The sequence below is a fragment of the Thalassobacillus hwangdonensis genome, from assembly GCF_042675915.1.
Classification (GTDB): Bacteria; Bacillota; Bacilli; order Bacillales; family Halobacillaceae; genus Thalassobacillus_A; species Thalassobacillus_A hwangdonensis.
Window position 1 is genome coordinate 963,965 of sequence record NZ_JBHTKL010000005.1, and the last position, 15,931, is coordinate 979,895.

12 protein-coding genes are annotated in these 15,931 nt (G+C 46.0%); 5 read left to right on the top strand and 7 right to left on the bottom strand.

Annotated elements, in window-relative coordinates; all coding sequences use genetic code 11:
• Genes qoxD through qoxA form a run of 4 tightly spaced genes read right to left on the bottom strand, consistent with a single transcriptional unit; the run spans position 1 to position 3,899 of the window.
• Positions 1-384 carry a cytochrome aa3 quinol oxidase subunit IV gene (gene qoxD / locus ACFQ2J_RS14225; protein ID WP_386061786.1) on the bottom strand — a complete coding sequence of 128 codons (384 nt, stop codon included), beginning with the start codon at positions 382-384 and terminating at the stop codon, positions 1-3.
• Between the two features lies 1 nt (position 385).
• Positions 386-991, bottom strand: coding sequence for a cytochrome aa3 quinol oxidase subunit III (gene qoxC / locus ACFQ2J_RS14230; protein ID WP_386061789.1), 606 nt, complete (start codon positions 989-991; stop codon positions 386-388).
• Positions 992-993: 2 nt separating this feature from the next.
• On the bottom strand, positions 994-2,931 hold the full coding sequence (gene qoxB, locus ACFQ2J_RS14235; protein ID WP_386061792.1) for a cytochrome aa3 quinol oxidase subunit I: 1,938 nt from the start codon (positions 2,929-2,931) through the stop codon (positions 994-996).
• A gap of 29 nt (positions 2,932-2,960) precedes the next feature.
• Positions 2,961-3,899 (bottom strand): cytochrome aa3 quinol oxidase subunit II, encoded by a 939-nt coding sequence (gene qoxA, locus ACFQ2J_RS14240; protein WP_386061795.1) that lies wholly within the window; start codon positions 3,897-3,899, stop codon positions 2,961-2,963.
• 258 nt (positions 3,900-4,157) lie between these two features.
• On the opposite strand from qoxA, the gene ACFQ2J_RS14245 reads away from it, so the two are divergent.
• Positions 4,158-4,454: a DUF3892 domain-containing protein gene (locus tag ACFQ2J_RS14245; RefSeq protein ID WP_386061798.1), complete on the top strand. Its 297-nt coding sequence runs from the start codon at positions 4,158-4,160 to the stop codon at positions 4,452-4,454.
• 174 nt (positions 4,455-4,628) lie between these two features.
• Here ACFQ2J_RS14245 and ACFQ2J_RS14250 read toward each other — a convergent pair whose 3' ends face one another.
• A complete protein-coding gene (locus tag ACFQ2J_RS14250; RefSeq protein ID WP_386061800.1) occupies positions 4,629-5,978 on the bottom strand; it encodes an FAD-dependent oxidoreductase in 1,350 nt (449 codons plus the stop codon).
• Positions 5,979-5,998: 20 nt separating this feature from the next.
• Positions 5,999-6,649: a haloacid dehalogenase type II gene (locus ACFQ2J_RS14255; protein ID WP_386061803.1), complete on the bottom strand. Its 651-nt coding sequence runs from the start codon at positions 6,647-6,649 to the stop codon at positions 5,999-6,001.
• A 119-nt stretch (positions 6,650-6,768) separates the two neighbouring features.
• Between ACFQ2J_RS14255 and ACFQ2J_RS14260 the strand changes: the two genes are divergently transcribed.
• Complete coding sequence (locus ACFQ2J_RS14260; protein ID WP_386061806.1) at positions 6,769-7,320, top strand: zinc dependent phospholipase C family protein; 552 nt, start codon at positions 6,769-6,771, stop codon at positions 7,318-7,320.
• A 123-nt stretch (positions 7,321-7,443) separates the two neighbouring features.
• Positions 7,444-8,325 carry a COX15/CtaA family protein gene (locus tag ACFQ2J_RS14265; protein ID WP_386061809.1) on the top strand — a complete coding sequence of 294 codons (882 nt, stop codon included), beginning with the start codon at positions 7,444-7,446 and terminating at the stop codon, positions 8,323-8,325.
• A gap of 68 nt (positions 8,326-8,393) precedes the next feature.
• Here ACFQ2J_RS14265 and ACFQ2J_RS14270 read toward each other — a convergent pair whose 3' ends face one another.
• Positions 8,394-11,603, bottom strand: a complete 3,210-nt coding sequence (locus ACFQ2J_RS14270) for a DEAD/DEAH box helicase (protein ID WP_386061812.1) — start codon at positions 11,601-11,603, stop codon at positions 8,394-8,396.
• 481 nt (positions 11,604-12,084) lie between these two features.
• On the opposite strand from ACFQ2J_RS14270, the gene ACFQ2J_RS14275 reads away from it, so the two are divergent.
• Together ACFQ2J_RS14275 and uvrB are read left to right on the top strand one after the other, a co-directional pair.
• The gene (locus ACFQ2J_RS14275; protein ID WP_386061815.1) at positions 12,085-13,671 is read left to right on the top strand and encodes a peptide chain release factor 3; all 1,587 of its coding nucleotides are present in this window, start codon (positions 12,085-12,087) and stop codon (positions 13,669-13,671) included.
• 273 nt (positions 13,672-13,944) lie between these two features.
• Positions 13,945-15,927 carry an excinuclease ABC subunit UvrB gene (gene uvrB / locus ACFQ2J_RS14280; RefSeq protein WP_386061818.1) on the top strand — a complete coding sequence of 661 codons (1,983 nt, stop codon included), beginning with the start codon at positions 13,945-13,947 and terminating at the stop codon, positions 15,925-15,927.
• Positions 15,928-15,931: the final 4 nt, after the last annotated feature.

Below are 15,931 nucleotides of genomic sequence, written 5' to 3' on the forward strand. Positions count from 1 at the left end.
TTAATGTCCGGAATGATTATTTCCCTCATGCTGCTCTTCCTGATGCTGTTGATGTCCGTCACTATCATGACCATCGTGATCATGAGTGAATCCGAAGGACATCGTGAACAGGGAACCAGCAACGACAATTGCTGCCAGCACAGCACCGTGGAACATCATATTCCATGGCACATGGCCATTGCGGCTTTCTGACTCTGTAACGTGCATGAACATGAACAATTGGATTCCTGCCTGGATGACTGCCAGAATCATAATTCCAGAGATGACCCATACAAGCGGCAGGTCAGATTTCAGTGCTGCCCACGCTGCTACGAGTGTCAGCACGATTGATAATAGGAATCCAACAACATGATTGGTCGGAATACGTTTTGAGTGATTTGCCATACTATATCACCATCCCAATCAAGTAAACTCCAGTGAAAATGAAGATCCATACGACATCAAGGAAGTGCCAGTATAGGCTGATGATGAAAAACTTCCTGCTTGTCACATTCGTCAATCCGCGTTGAGCGATCTGGATCATAAGAAGGATCGCCCAGCCGATTCCGAGTGTGACGTGTAATCCGTGCGTTCCGGCCAACGTGTAGAACCCTGACCAGAATGCACTGGACTGCAATGTCGCACCTTCATGTGCATAGTGATAGAACTCATATATCTCAAAGCCAAGGAACCCAAGTCCAAGTGCTAAGGTGATGCCCATCCAAATCAGGACGCCGTTCACTGAGCCGCGACGCATGTTATGAATCGCAAGTCCACAAGTGAAACTACTGGTCAATAGAAGGAAGGTCATGACCAGGACGATGCCGGGTTCGAACAATTCACCCGGCGTCGGGGCATCTGCTGTACGACCGAACAGCACAGCATACGTTGCGAAAAGTGTTGCAAACAACACGATTTCAGCTGCAAGGAAAATCCAGAAGCCCATGATTCCCATCTGGTTTTCCTGTGTGCGATATTCCAATGGTCCGGTTTTCAATTCATGTGCACCCATGGTCACAACCTCCTCGCTGAGCGTTCGATGCGCTTGATTTCATCAACTTCCACATAATACCCATCGTCATAATCGAACGAGCGGATCACCATCATTACTACTCCAGCAATCAATGCGATTACGGCTAGGGTAATCCATTCGAATACAAGGAAGAAACTTGCGAAGAACAGGATTCCCATCATGATGAATGGTTTTCCTGAGTTGCTCGGCATATGAATCGGCTCGAGCATCTCTTCATCAAAAGTCGTTTCTCCTTTTTCCTTCATTGCAAGGAATGCATCTGTATTATCTACTGTCGGTACCGTAGCGAAGTTATAGAACGGCACCGGGGTCGTAGTAGCCCATTCAAGTGTACGACCATTCTCCCAAGCGTCACCGTCTTTCTCACGCTCGCTGTTACGGTAGCTGTAATAGATATTGAATACGAATACTGCAAAACCTGCTCCCATTCCGAATGCGCCGATTGTTGAAATGACGTTCAACGGCATCCATTCTGGAAGGATATAGAATACACGGCGTGGCATTCCGTCCAGACCCACGAAGTACTGCGGGAAGAAGCAGACGTGGAAGCCGATCAGGAATAGCCAGAATGACCATCTACCAATACGTTCGTTCATCTTATGACCAAACATTTTCGGATACCAGTACACAAGTCCTGCGAAACAAGCGAAGACTGTTCCGGCGATCAGCACGTAGTGGAAGTGTGCGATCAGGAAGTAGGAGTTATGGAACTGGAAGTCCGCTGCTGCCATACCGAGCATGACCCCTGTAACACCGCCGAGAATGAAACTCGGGATGAAGGCCAGTGACCACATCATCGGTACCGTAAACTGTATTTTCGATTTATAGAGTGTTCCGAGCCAGTTGAAGATCTTCACTCCTGTAGGGACGGCGATAAGCATCGTCGAAACAGAGAATACTGAGTTGACGAATGCGCCTTGCCCCATCGTGAAGAAGTGGTGGACCCAGACTAGGAAACTTAATCCTGCGATCAGGATCATCGACCATACCATCGCTTTGTAACCGAATAGCTGCTTACGAGCGAAAGTGGCGATGATTTCAGAAAATATACCGAACGCCGGCAGGATGACGATATATACTTCAGGGTGTCCCCACATCCAGAACAAGTTCGCCCACATCATCGGCATTCCTTCCCCTGTCAGGGTGAAGAATTGGGAACCGAAGATACGGTCGATTGTCATCAACGCAAGTGCTACAGTCAAAATCGGGAATGCGAACACGATGATGAATGCAGTTACAAGTGTAGACCATGTGAAGATCGGCATTTGGAAAAGTCTCATTCCTGGTGCACGCATTTTCAAAATCGTTACCATCAGGTTGATTCCAGTTGCAAGTGTACCGATACCGGACAGCTGCAGTCCCATTAGGTAGAAGTTCTGACCTGGTCCAGGACTCATTGCGGCACCTGCAAGTGGTGTGTAGCTGGTCCATCCTGCGTCTGGTGATCCTCCGATGACGAAGGAAATGTTGAACAGTAAAGCTCCGAATAGGAACGCCCAGAAACTCAACGCGTTCAGGAACGGAAACGCAAAGTCTCTCGCCCCGATCTGTAATGGAACAATGATATTCATTAATCCGATCAGGAACGGCATCGCCATGAAGATGATCATGACCGTTCCGTGTGTCGTGAAAATTTCATCGTAGTGCTGTGCGTTCAAGAAATTCATATTTGGAAAGGCTAATTGCACACGCATCATCAGTGCATCCATCCCACCGCGGAACAGCATGGCAAGTGCACTCAGGATGTACATGATTCCGATTTTTTTATGGTCAACGGTCGTCAACCACTCGCGCCAAAGCCATCCCCAACGTTTGAAATACGTCAAAAGGAAAATGGCAGCGGAGGATACGAGTGCGATGGAAACCATTCCACCGTAGATCAGTGGTTCGCCCGTTACGAAAAATTCATCTAATTTCATCGATTGTTCACCTGCTTTCTTTCTATCTATTAGTGACCTTCTTGTATTCCTTTTTCTCCGTGATTTTCGTAGTGTTTGTTTTCTTGATAGCCATCTCTGTGCAGTTCAATGGAATAGCCTCGACCATCATTCGTACCATGGTCGACGTAATCCAAGTGTGTATTGGAAAACTCCATTGTGTCTACCAGTCCAGGAGTAAGCAGTTCATGGTATTTTTCTTTTGTAAGTTCAGGAGCTTCCTGCTGAACTTCGGTAACCCAGTCATTGAATTCATCTTCGCTCTCTGCATGTACCTTGAAGGTCTGCATCGCGAAGCCTTCTCCATTGAAGTTGGAGTTACGTCCGTCATAGACGCCCTCTTCATCGGCCTGTAGGTACAGCTTATTCTCCATACCTGCCATGCCGTATTTCTGTCCGCCTAAGCGTGGAATCCATAATGCTGCCATCGAATCGGCAGAAGTAAGTCTGAATTCGATTGCTCGATCGGTCGGAATATGAAGATAATCGACCGTTTCAATTCCCTGCTCCGGATAACTGAAGAACCATTTCCAGTCTGCGGATGTAGCATAAACGACAAGCGGCTCTTTATCCTGTGAGGATTCTGGTGGTTTCTCCAGGTCATAAAGGGCTTCAACAGTAGCGACAGATAGAAGTCCGACAATCACGAATGGAATGATCGTCCAGATGATTTCGAGCTTCGTGCTGCCGTGCATATGTGGTGCATAGTCGCTTGCTTTACGTCCAGGACGGTCCCTGTATTTGATGACGACGTAGGCGAATACGCTGAACACGACGATAATGATTCCGAGCATGAACCATAAGGAATAGACGATCAGATCTTTCTGGATCTGCCCGACCGGCCCTTTCGGATCCATGACGGCCATCTCTGAACAGCCGCTTAAGATAAGTACAAGTCCTAGTGGCATCAATGCGAGCCATTTTTTGATCGGCTGCCATTTATTTTTCATGAGCGGTACACTCCTTTACAGTTAAAAATATTAACAAAGCGAAAATAGTGAAAAGCATTGCTAGTTATGGAGTAGATTATAGCAGAGGATTTCAAAGCTGAGTCATCTATTACAAAATCGTAATATAATGTTCAATTTTCTGTGGAAATTTAGACACATTTTGTTCACGATTCGGGCAAAAGTTGATACTTCAGGAAAATGATTCCTGTGATAACCACCTCTCAAAGGGCATGCTAAGTGAAAAAGGAGGCCAAACACATGGCAGATAACTTTGAAGAAGTGTACCAGGAATATAAAGAACTAGCAGAAGTCGCCGACAATGAAATCGATCCGAATAAGGAACAGATCGTTGCTGTCCGGAAAAATGACGAGGGTGACTTGATCGCATTCAAAACAAATCAAGGCAGGGAGCTCGATTACGTCACTGCCTTACAGGAAGCGAAGAATGGAACCTTGGCCAATGTCGATGTCTTTCATAAGTATGGAAGGGACATTCTCCGCAGTGAGCCGGACGGCATCAAATCGAACAATCTCGACAACCTGCCGGACTTCTAACCCCATTCCCTTTTCATAGGTAAACTACACTAGTTCAGGCGCAATAAAGACAAGGAAAAACAGCCATGCAGAGTTCTTCTCTGCATGGCTGTTTATATGGACATATTTAATAGAAAGAATAGGGATTTGGAGACTTTATAAAAATAATCAACAGTAGCTGGAACAGTGATCGTGTCAGGCCTTTCTCCGCTTCGCTTTTCTTGCTGCCTGCTGAAGTGGATCCCACACACTGTTATATGGAGGAGCATAAGACAAATCAAGATCAAGCAGTTGTTCCGTTGTCATTTCATGATAGAGGGCCGTAGCGAGTACATCGATCCGTTTATCAATGCCTTTCTTTCCAATAATCTGTCCCCCGAGCAACTGCAGCGTTTCTGGATTATAGACAAGTTTCAAGGTCATGGTGTCTTTCCTGGAATCAGCATAATAACCGGCTGCATGGGTGGACTCGATTGTGACCGAATCATAAGGAAGATGCAGGGATGCTGCCTCTCGCTCGGAAAGCCCCGTTTTTCCAAGTGTCAAATCGAAAAATTTCAGAATCGATGTACCGACAATTCCCTGGAATGCTTTCGGCTGATCGATCATGTTCAAGCCTGCAATCTGACCCTGCTTATTGGCATGTGTACCCAGCGGGATATGGTCATCACGCTGTTTGATACGATGGTACTGGGTGGCGCAGTCTCCTGCTGCGTAGATGTCTTTGATGCTTGTTTCCATGAAACGATTGACACTTATTGCTCCGTTAATACTTTTTGACACGCCTGTCCCATCCATGAAAGCAGTATTCGGAACAACGCCGATGGCTGCAATGACAAGGTCAGTTTCATGGGACCCTTTATCGGTAAGAACGGTTTCCACTGTTGTATCCCCTTCGAATCCTTCGACCGATTCACCAAAATGAAGCTGTACACCTTTTTCTTCTGCATGTGTATGGATCAGTGCTGCCATATCCCAATCGAAAATCTTGGCGAGCTGATCCCCTCGTTCAATCAAGGAAACACGCTTACCTATAGAAACTAAGCTTTCAGCCATCTCAAGGCTGATATATCCTCCGCCAATTAGTGTGACGTCCTTGGTGTCATCGTTCATGTATTCCATAATCGCTTCTGCATCGGGGATGGTCTTCAAACTGAAAATCCCGTCCAAGTCCTTGTTCTCCCAAGGGGGAAGCACTGGACTTGCTCCTGATGCAATGAGCAGGCGGTCATAGCTTTCCTCGAAAGCTTCACCTGTTTGGAGGTTGGTTCCGAATACTATTTTTTTCTCGCAATCAACCTTTGTGACTTCATGATAGGTATTTGTCCTGATGCCGTACTTTTCTTCAAACGTTTCCGGTTTTCGAGCGATGAGATCTTCGGTGGATTTCACTTCTCCATTGATAGCATATGGCAGTCCACATTGCCCATACGAGTAGATCGAGCCTCTTTCGAAGGTGATTACTTCATTTCCTGTACTGTTTCTGACGATTTGCATGGCGGCACTCATGCCGGCAGCATCGCCTCCGATTATGATGAATTTCATCTTTTCACCTCTTCATCTGATTACAAATTTATAATTCCGTGTAAGTCTTTGAATGTGTACGTCGGTTTGATACCTAGCTCCGGCCATTTGACGCCTTGTCGGTTGATCCATGCCGTTTGGAAGCCGTAGCTCGCCGCTCCAGCAATATCCCAAGGGTTGCTCGACATGAACAGGATGTCGCTTTTGTTTTCGATTTCAAGTTTATTCTGTGCATATTGATAGGCTTCAGGCCTCGGCTTATATACTTTGGCATCATCCGCACTTAATAATGAGAATTTGTTTTCTAGTTGGTTGTTTTTCAGGAGCGGCTGGAGCATACCTTCCGTTCCATTTGAAAAAATAGTAAGAGCTTTATCCTGCAATTGATCCGTTACCGTCGCCACTTCTTCATATGGTTGAAGGTGCTGATAAGCTTCCATCAAATCCTCGATATCTTTATCCTCGTAAGCTACCTCGCTTGCTTCCAGTGCATCGATCAATGCTCCTTTAGTAAGCTGGTCAAACGGAAGGTAGCCATCAATCAGTTGACGGATCATGAAGTATTTTACTTGGCGAGTCCGCCATTCCTTACTGATTGTGTCACTTTTCTGCGGGAACTTTTCTTCTATTTTTTGCATGACTGAATGCACATCAAACAAAGTACCGTAAGCATCAAATACGTATGCTTTCAATTCGATCAACTCCTCTGTTAGAAACTTTCCCTACGGTATCGTTTGTAAAACGGCTCCGTGCATGACTTTTTCTACGTTTACCGATACACTTGAAAGGGAGCAGTGAAAAGGGGGAGTACATGAACACACTCCATCACGGGTTCTGGACATATTTTTTTATTCGAAAAAAGCAGTTCGTTAAGTATTTCATAGTTGGCAGCGTCTTTCCCGATCTCGTTTATTATGTGATGTTCTTCTTTATATTTTTCAAAAGAAAGGCGTGGGAGCTGTTAGCAGATGCACCACCAGGATATGTTCTGCATCAGCTTGTACATGAAATGTTCGACAATCATGCGGTCATCATCCTGAGACAGGCTGGGCATTCGATATTCGTGTGGGGCGTAGTCTTCTTGATTATACTTATTTGGAAAGGGAGAAAACTAACTGCCTGGCATGCGTTACTTTATGGATGGTTCGGCCATATCATCGTGGACCTACTGACGCATGTGGAAGATGCTGTTCCAGTCTTTTATCCAGTCAGCAGTCTGGTGATCAGAGGTCCGGTTTCCTACTGGGATGACGATCATTACGGAGATATCTTTTCGATCGTAAATGGTGTGTTGATTGCGAGCACTATACTGTATTTAATAGGAAAAAAGCTGCTGGATTTAAGGAAGCGGAGGAGGAATTAGGCTTTCTTTCACAAAATGTCCATGTTTTGATTTTGGATGTTGTGATAAAATACGTTGAACGATTTACTATGTTTTTTCATACTAATACGAGGTTCGCGCAACCGATATAGAGAGGGTAAGAGGATGCGTAAATTTTCAATCTTTACCGTTATATTCACATTTATTGCGCTGATTCTTGGTAATCTCGTCGTTGCCACACATTCTGGGGATGCCTGTGGTACGGATTGGCCATTTTGTAATGGCAGCCTGATTCCGGACTTTACAGATTATCATGTAGTCATCGAATATTCACATCGTATATTTACAACCTTGCTAGGACTTGTCATTCTGATTAATGCGATTGGTGCACTGGTCAGCGAGCATAAAACGAAAGCGGTCCGTAACCTTGCGTTTGCAAGTATCGGTCTGTTGCTTTTCCAGTCGATGATCGGCGGACTGAATGTCCTGCTCGGTACACCACCTGGATTCTCGACGTTTGACGTCCTGTTCAGCCAGTTGCTTTTACTGGTCATGGTTCTGTTGAGTTACAGCCTGCACGAAAACAAGGTGCCGGTCGAAGCAGCACACCGGGAAGCAGTGAAAATGAGCTATCGCACGTTCGCGATCGGCTTCATCGTTTATATTGCACAAACTGCATTAGGAGCATTCTTCAAGCACAGCCGTGCATCGAATGTAGTATTGGATATCCCGGCAGCAGAATACTTGATTGAGACGTACCAGGCGGCCAACGTCGTCTACTTCCTGCACTGGGTAGGAACTGTCATCATCTTTGTCAGTGCACTGTGGTTCGTCATTTATAACTCCAAGTTCAAGTACCATTTTTCGCTGGCATGGCTTTACTTCGCTTCGATTCTTTTGAATGCTGGAGTCGGGATTGCCATCGTCGTTACGAAAAATGTCGTGTTCCTGTCTTCCATGCACATGCTTGTGTCAACGATTACGATGATCATCGGCGGAAGTATTCTTGGAGGCTACTGGTTCAAAATGCAAAAACGCCATATATAGAAAAAAGGAACTTCCAATCGAGCTGGAAGTTCCTTTTTTTGTGTTTTTACCTACTCACGAGAAAAATTCTACATGTTCAGTAGGCTTTTGATTTCTTCCTGGTCCAGGCTGGTGAGCATCGTTTCACCTGGCTGGATAATTTGGTCGACGAGGTCACGTTTCTTCTGCTGAAGTTGGTGGATACGTTCTTCAATCGTTCCTTCAGCGAGCATGCGGATGACTTGGACGACTTTCTTCTGACCAATTCTGTGAGCACGTCCAGCTGCCTGCTCTTCGATAGCTGGGTTCCACCATAGGTCGTATAGCAATACAGTGTCGGCTCCCGTAAGGTTCAATCCTGTACCACCCGCTTTCAAGGAAATGAAGAAAACATCTTTCTCTCCTTCATTGAAGCGCTCGACCTGATCGATACGGTCCTCCGACTTCGTGCTTCCATCAAGGTAGAAACCTTCAATTCCTAGTTTCGTGAGTTCTTCATAGAGCACCTTCAGCATGCTGGAAAATTGAGAGAAGATCAGCATGCGATGCCCGCCTTCCTTCATTTCCAGGGCGAGTTCCTTCAGTTGATTCAGCTTTCCGGATTCTCCTTCGTAATTTTCTAAGAAGAGTCCTGGATGACAGCAAATCTGTCGCAGCCTTGTAAGTCCTGCAAGAATTTCCAGCTTCCCACGTTGGAACCCTTTAGTTGCTATCGTGTCGTTGACGTCGCGCTGGATTTTTTCAAGATAGGCAAGGTAGACTTGCTTCTGATCTTTTGTCAGCTCAGAGTATTGAGTCGTCTCGATTTTATCCGGCAACTCACCCAATACATCTTTCTTCAAACGTCTCAGTATGAAAGGACGCGTCATTCGTGAAATCTTCTCAGGTTTCATCGCAAGGAACTTTTTCTTGTTCGTGTAGAAGCCAGGCATGATCGTACGGAAGATCGACCATAGTTCCGTCAAGGCATTTTCGATTGGTGTTCCACTCAACGCGAAGCGGTGTTCAGCCTGAATCGCTCTTGTCGCCTTGGCGGTTTTCGTCGCTTCATTTTTGATTGCCTGTGCTTCATCAAGGAACAACGCATGGAACTTATAGTCCTTATAATTTTCATTGTCCTGACGCAATAATGGATAGGACGTAATCCAGACATCTGCGTCTGTATCTTCGTTCCAAATTGCTTCACGAGTCTCTTTGTCTCCGGAGATCACTCTGACGGTCAGGGTAGGCGCGAAACGTTCGATTTCCTTTTTCCAGTTATATACGAGCGATGCAGGTGCAACGACAAGAGAAGGGTGCTCAGGGTTGTGCATTTCCTTTTCTGAAAGGATGAAAGCGATGCTTTGCAGCGTTTTCCCAAGTCCCATATCATCTGCAAGGATGCCGCCGAAGCGATAGTGCGCCAGTGTCTTCAACCAGCGGAACCCGGTAAGCTGATACTCGCGCAAGTCTGCATCAAGGCTTTCAGGTACGGATACTTCGAACGTGTCAGGCTCTTTCAGACGATTAACGAGCGTATCGTAACTGCTGCTCCGCTCGGTTATTCCAGGTTGCAACGCTTCTTCGACCTGCATACTGCGCGCCTGCGATACTTGAATGTGATTGTCCTGGATATCGTTCGCCTGGAGGTCGAATTCATCGGTCAACAGCCTGAACCGGTCGAAGGAGTCCGAATCGAGTGCCAGCACTCCTCCATCGGAAAGCTTATAATACCGCCTCTTCTCAATGATCGCCCGCATAACTTCGGAGATTTCATCTTCGGTAATGCCATCCATTTGAAACGCAATATCGAGCCAGCTGCCCTCTGCGTTCATATCGATCGTAGGCGTCAATTCCGTTTTGGAAAATTGCAGCATTCCTTTCACGGCAGAAGAAAGGTAGACATCGGAAACCTGTTTCAATTCGGGTAAAGCTTGAACTAAAAACAAGTAGATTGCCTCTTCGTCATCCAGATAAACGACTTCGCCATCGTATTTGAATTCAGCCTGTTCAATTACATCCATGATCGCCTGTTCCTGTGCCGATTGCCGCTGGATGATTTTTTCTTCATTTATAACGGTCGGCTGGAACGGATGGATCGTCACCTCTCCATAATGGAACTGGATATCCGCTGTAAGCATATCGTAATGAAAATCGAGGTACACCTGGGCTTTAAGCGGCTGCTGAATCAAATCCTGCTGGACATCGGATGCATAATGGACGTCCGCAATCGAGGATAAAGCGGGCACAACCTCGGATACAATCGTCTCCATATACTCCTTTGAAATCGTATGGTTTCCATTAGAGCGGTAAGGAAGTGTCCCAAGTAGCGCCTCATAAACCGGGACCTTTTCTTCCGGTATATGATAGAACTGACCATTCCGGTAAAGCAGTCCGTAATTGGAGATATATTGATACTTCTTCAAATCTGACATCAGCAGCTGATAGGTGCCCTGCTCTTTCGTCACATGGAGATTCATTTCCGGCATCTCACCATACCATTCCCACTGTTGATACGTATGTTTTCCATCTACCAACGTACAGTTCCGTTCAGCAAGTCTGCTCAATAACGAAGCAGCATCTGCTGGTGGGATAGAAAGGTATCGCTCATCTCTTTTAGGATGAAAGAAAGGGTCGTGGTAAAACTCTTCCTGCTGCGCGATTTTATGCAGCTGCTTGAAAATCTCATCGTCTTCTGGAGTGAGCACATGCTCATCAGGCAAAAACGTAAACTTGCTCGTAATATCGTACTCTCTCTGCTTTACGACATGCTCGAGCAATTCACCGATATCTTTGATCACATACGTCCGCTTCGCGCCAAACTTCATTTCAAGACGGAAGGTCGTTTTGCCGACTTTGGACTGCATGTGGAGGATATATTCCACATCAAGCGGTGTTCGTTCCTGGTTGCTAAAGGTTGTATTCTCCTGCAGGAACGTTTCCGTCAACCGTCTGGAGAAGTCATCTTTTCCTATCGTGAAGAAACGGGATTCATAGGTTTCCTCGCGCTTTGTGGGGCGTGACGTTTCTGCAATCGCCTGACCGCGGATCGCCCAGAGAACTGCAGCGATGTGCTTGCAGGAATAGTAGCTTTCATAAGCAGGACATTCGCAGCTTGCTTCGAGATCGTCATCTTCGAAAAAGAAGATACGAACCTCGTAGTCATAGGTGCCGGTAACGACGGCACGCCAAGAATTGATCGAGGTATTATGGGATAATCCATACACGCGACCGTTCTTGTAATATTCTTTTCCGCGCTCTGAAAACGCAGCGCCTGTCACTTTTTTGATATCTGAAGGTTCCAGTAGATAAGAGTGCATACGGAGCCATCCTAACTTTAAAAGTTTATCTCTTTATTATAGCAAGGAAATCAAATCTTTTCTTATGAAAATATTATTAACTTTTGGTCAAACCTTATTAAGTGTATCGGTTCAGGGAAACCGTCTGCTTTCCGCGGGGAAGATGCCAAGCCTCCTCGGGCTATTCGCCCTGTGGGGTCTTGTCAATCTTGCATTTCCCGCAGGAGTCAGACGGTTTCCCTGCCCGTTAACGAGAGTATGCAAGAGCCTCTTTCTGAATTTAATATTATAAAAGAATCGGTCTTTCTCTACATTATAGACAAATCAGCTGGTTTCCATTGCTTTTGATGGGGGCTTTGTTGGATTGATTTTTGGGTGGGTTTGTGCTAGTTTTTGTAAGGATGATTTTATTAAGTGAACGGAGTTGAACGGTCCAATGTGATTTTTATATCCTGCCTTGAAAAGTGAAGCGGATATTAATTGAATACTGGAGGATATAAATATGAGTATTAAAGAAGAAATGAGTAAACGCCGGACATTCGCGATCATTTCCCACCCGGATGCGGGGAAAACGACGTTGACGGAGAAGTTGTTGTTGACCGGGAATCTGATTCGATCGGCTGGTACGGTAAAAGGTAAGAAATCCGGAAAGTTCGCCACTTCCGACTGGATGGAAATCGAGAAGCAGCGTGGAATTTCCGTCACGTCCAGTGTGATGAACTTCCCTTACCGCGATTATCAGGTGAACATCCTTGATACACCTGGGCACGAAGATTTCAGTGAGGATACGTACCGCACATTGACTGCGGTGGACAGTGTTGTCATGATCATCGATGCGACCAAAGGGATCGAGGCACAGACATTGAAGTTGTTCAAAGTCTGTAAAATGCGCGGTATTCCAATCTTTACGTTCATCAACAAGATGGACCGTGAAGGACGCGATCCATTCGAATTGATGGAGGAAATCGAAGACGTATTGGAAATCGAAACCTATCCGATGACATGGCCGGCTGGCATGGGGAAACGGTTCCTAGGTGTCTTTGACCGCAACCATGAAACGTTCGTCCGCTATACTGGAAACGAAACGGAAGACGTCATCCCTTATAAAGAATTAGAGAATAGTCAGTATGCAGAACTGACAGACGATGCTACTTACCAGGAATCGGAAGAACAACTGATGCTGCTGGACGAAGCTGGAGAAAACTTCGATCGTGAAAAAGTGATGCGTGGAGAGCAGACGCCGGTATTCTTCGGAAGTGCGCTTGCGCCATTCGGTGTCGAAGCATTTTTCGATACATTCATCGATATGGCACCGGAGCCTGCACCACGTCGTTCTACTGAAGGTGTCGTTTCACCGGATGACCCGGAATTCTCTGGTTTCATTTTCAAAATTCAGGCGAACATGAACCCACAGCACCGTGACCGTGTAGCATTCGTACGGATTTGTTCCGGCAAATTCGAACGGGGCATGAACGTGACGCTTGGCCGGACAGGAAAGACGTTCAAGCTTGCACAATCCCAGCAGTTCGTAGCATCTTCACGCGGTACTGTCGAAGAAGCATATGCAGGAGACATCATCGGTATTTATGATCCGAACGTCTACCGCATCGGTGATACGATTCTGACTGGCAAAAGCGTGTTCGAATATGATGAACTGCCGCAATTCCCGCCTGAGGAATTTAAAAAAGTTACTGCCAAGAACGTTATGAAATCGAAGCAGTTCAAAAAAGGGATCGAACAGCTCGTGCAGGAAGGTGCGATCCAGCTGTTCAAGCGCTACCGCTTTGAGGATTACATCCTTGGTGCAGTCGGTCAGCTGCAGTACGACGTTTTCGAATACCGGATGAAAAACGAGTACAACGTCGAAGTTGATCTGCAGACGCTTGGAGAACGGATCCCGCGTTGGTTGAATCCTGAACAGGTCAATGAAGCTTTGTTCGATGAGCGCAATATGCTCGTCCAGGACCGTGAGGGTAATCCGCTCGTACTGTTCAAAAATGATTTTTCATTGAAATGGTTCAAAGATAATAATCCTGACATCGAGTTGATCGACTTGTTCGAAGTCAATCAGTATGACCAGCAATACTAATTATGGAAGCCGTCTACCTTATGGAGGTAGGCGGTTTTTTTGTGTTTCGGTCAAAAATTGAGAAAGTCGGTCATAATTCTGGATTTTCGGTCATAATCCTGAAAAGTCGGTCATAAAACACGAAAATCGGTCATAATCCCAGATTATCGGTCAAGCCCTCACCAATATTTTCCCCTCAAGCATATCTATCGAATATTTGTTCGCATCCATGTTAGAATTGTTAGATATTGTGGTAAACTAATGTTGTATATTTATCTGAACGGAGGATGCGTTGTGGAGAACAAATTCGAGCTAGTTTCCCAGTTTGAACCACAAGGAGATCAGCCACGGGCGATCGAGGAACTTGTGAGCAAGATCAATAAGGGAGAAAAACACCAGACATTGCTTGGTGCGACTGGTACCGGTAAAACATTCACCATGTCGAATGTCATTCAGCAAGTGAATAAGCCGACGTTGATCATTGCGCACAACAAGACGTTGGCTGGACAATTATACAGTGAGTTCAAAGAGTTTTTCCCTAATAATGCAGTCGAATATTTCGTCAGCTATTACGATTATTATCAGCCGGAGGCGTATGTCCCACAGACGGACACATTCATTGAGAAGGACGCAAGTATCAATGATGAAATCGATAAGCTGAGGCACTCCGCAACGTCGTCTTTATTTGAACGGAATGACGTTATCATCGTAGCCAGTGTTTCCTGTATCTACGGCTTGGGTAATCCGGAAGAATACAAGAGTCAGGTGCTCTCTGTCCGGGTCGGCATGGAAAAAGACCGCGACCAGCTGCTGCGGGAACTCGTCGATATCCAATATGCCAGGAATGACATCGACTTTCAGCGTGGAACATTCCGTGTCCGCGGTGACTCAGTCGAGGTCATTCCTGCTTCGCGAGAAGAGCATGCGATGCGGGTCGAATTTTTCGGTGACGAAATCGATCGCATCCGTGAAATCGATGTATTGACCGGCGAGATTGTCGGCGATCGCGATCATGTTGCGATTTTCCCGGCATCCCACTTCGTAACCCGTGAAGAAAAGATGAAGGTCGCCATTAAAAATATTGAAAAAGAACTGGAAGAACAGCTGAAAAAGCTTCGTGACCAAAATAAATTGCTGGAAGCCCAGCGCCTCGAACAGCGTACGAATTATGACCTTGAAATGATGAATGAAATGGGATTCTGTTCAGGAATTGAGAACTATTCCCGTCATCTGACACTTCGAGAAGCGGGTGCGACTCCTTATACATTGATTGATTATTTTCCGGATGATTTCCTGATCATGGTGGATGAATCGCACGTTACGTTGCCGCAGGTTCGGGGAATGTTCAATGGTGACAAAGCGCGTAAACAAGTGCTTGTCGACCATGGCTTCCGTCTACCGTCTGCATTGGATAACCGTCCACTCAAATTTGAGGAATTCGAGAAACATATCAACCAGATCATGTATGTATCAGCGACGCCTGGACCATATGAGCTGGAGCATACTCCATATATGACCGAACAGATCATCCGTCCGACAGGGCTGCTTGATCCGGAAATCGACATTCGTCCGATCAAAGGACAGATTGATGACCTGATTGGTGAAATCAATATTCGCAAGGAGAAAAATGAGCGTGTCCTTGTTACGACTCTCACGAAGAAGATGTCCGAGGACCTTACCGATTACTTGAAGGAACTCGGCATAAAAGTCGCGTACCTCCACTCTGAAATCAAGACGCTTGAGCGGATTGAAATCATTCGTGATCTACGTCTAGGTAAATACGATGTGCTGGTCGGAATCAACTTGCTTCGTGAGGGAATTGACATACCAGAGGTATCACTCGTTACCATACTTGATGCAGATAAAGAAGGCTTCCTTCGTTCTTCTCGATCCCTCGTTCAGACGATCGGGCGTGCTGCACGTAACGAAAACGGCCGCGTCATCATGTATGCGGACAAGATTACCGATTCGATGCAGTTTGCGATTGATGAGACGAACCGGAGACGCGAGAAGCAGATTGCCTATAACGAAGAACATGGAATTACGCCTACAACCATCAAGAAGGAAATCAGGGACGTCATTCGTGCGACAGTTGCTGCAGAGAATGCAGAGGAATACGAGACTACTGCACCGAAACCTTCAGAGATGAGCAAGAAAGAACGTCAGAAGATGATCGAACAGATGGAACAGGAAATGAAGAAAGCGGCCCGCGAACTCAACTTCGAAAAAGCTGCCGAGCTTCGTGACGTACTATTGGAACTAAAAGCGGAAGGATGATGGC

Bases quoted from the DNA above. Each gene is read 5' to 3' on its own strand.
- ACFQ2J_RS14270 (WP_386061812.1), bottom strand. From the start codon at position 11,603: ATGCACTCTTATCTACTGGAACCTTCAGATATCAAAAAAGTGACAGGC.
- qoxC (WP_386061789.1), bottom strand. From the start codon at position 991: ATGGGTGCACATGAATTGAAAACCGGACCATTGGAATATCGCACACAG.
- ACFQ2J_RS14275 (WP_386061815.1), top strand. From the start codon at position 12,085: ATGAGTATTAAAGAAGAAATGAGTAAACGCCGGACATTCGCGATCATT.
- ACFQ2J_RS14260 (WP_386061806.1), top strand. From the start codon at position 6,769: ATGAACACACTCCATCACGGGTTCTGGACATATTTTTTTATTCGAAAA.
- ACFQ2J_RS14245 (WP_386061798.1), top strand. From the start codon at position 4,158: ATGGCAGATAACTTTGAAGAAGTGTACCAGGAATATAAAGAACTAGCA.
- ACFQ2J_RS14265 (WP_386061809.1), top strand. From the start codon at position 7,444: ATGCGTAAATTTTCAATCTTTACCGTTATATTCACATTTATTGCGCTG.
- ACFQ2J_RS14250 (WP_386061800.1), bottom strand. From the start codon at position 5,978: ATGAAATTCATCATAATCGGAGGCGATGCTGCCGGCATGAGTGCCGCC.
- qoxB (WP_386061792.1), bottom strand. From the start codon at position 2,931: ATGAAATTAGATGAATTTTTCGTAACGGGCGAACCACTGATCTACGGT.
- qoxD (WP_386061786.1), bottom strand. From the start codon at position 384: ATGGCAAATCACTCAAAACGTATTCCGACCAATCATGTTGTTGGATTC.
- qoxA (WP_386061795.1), bottom strand. From the start codon at position 3,899: ATGAAAAATAAATGGCAGCCGATCAAAAAATGGCTCGCATTGATGCCA.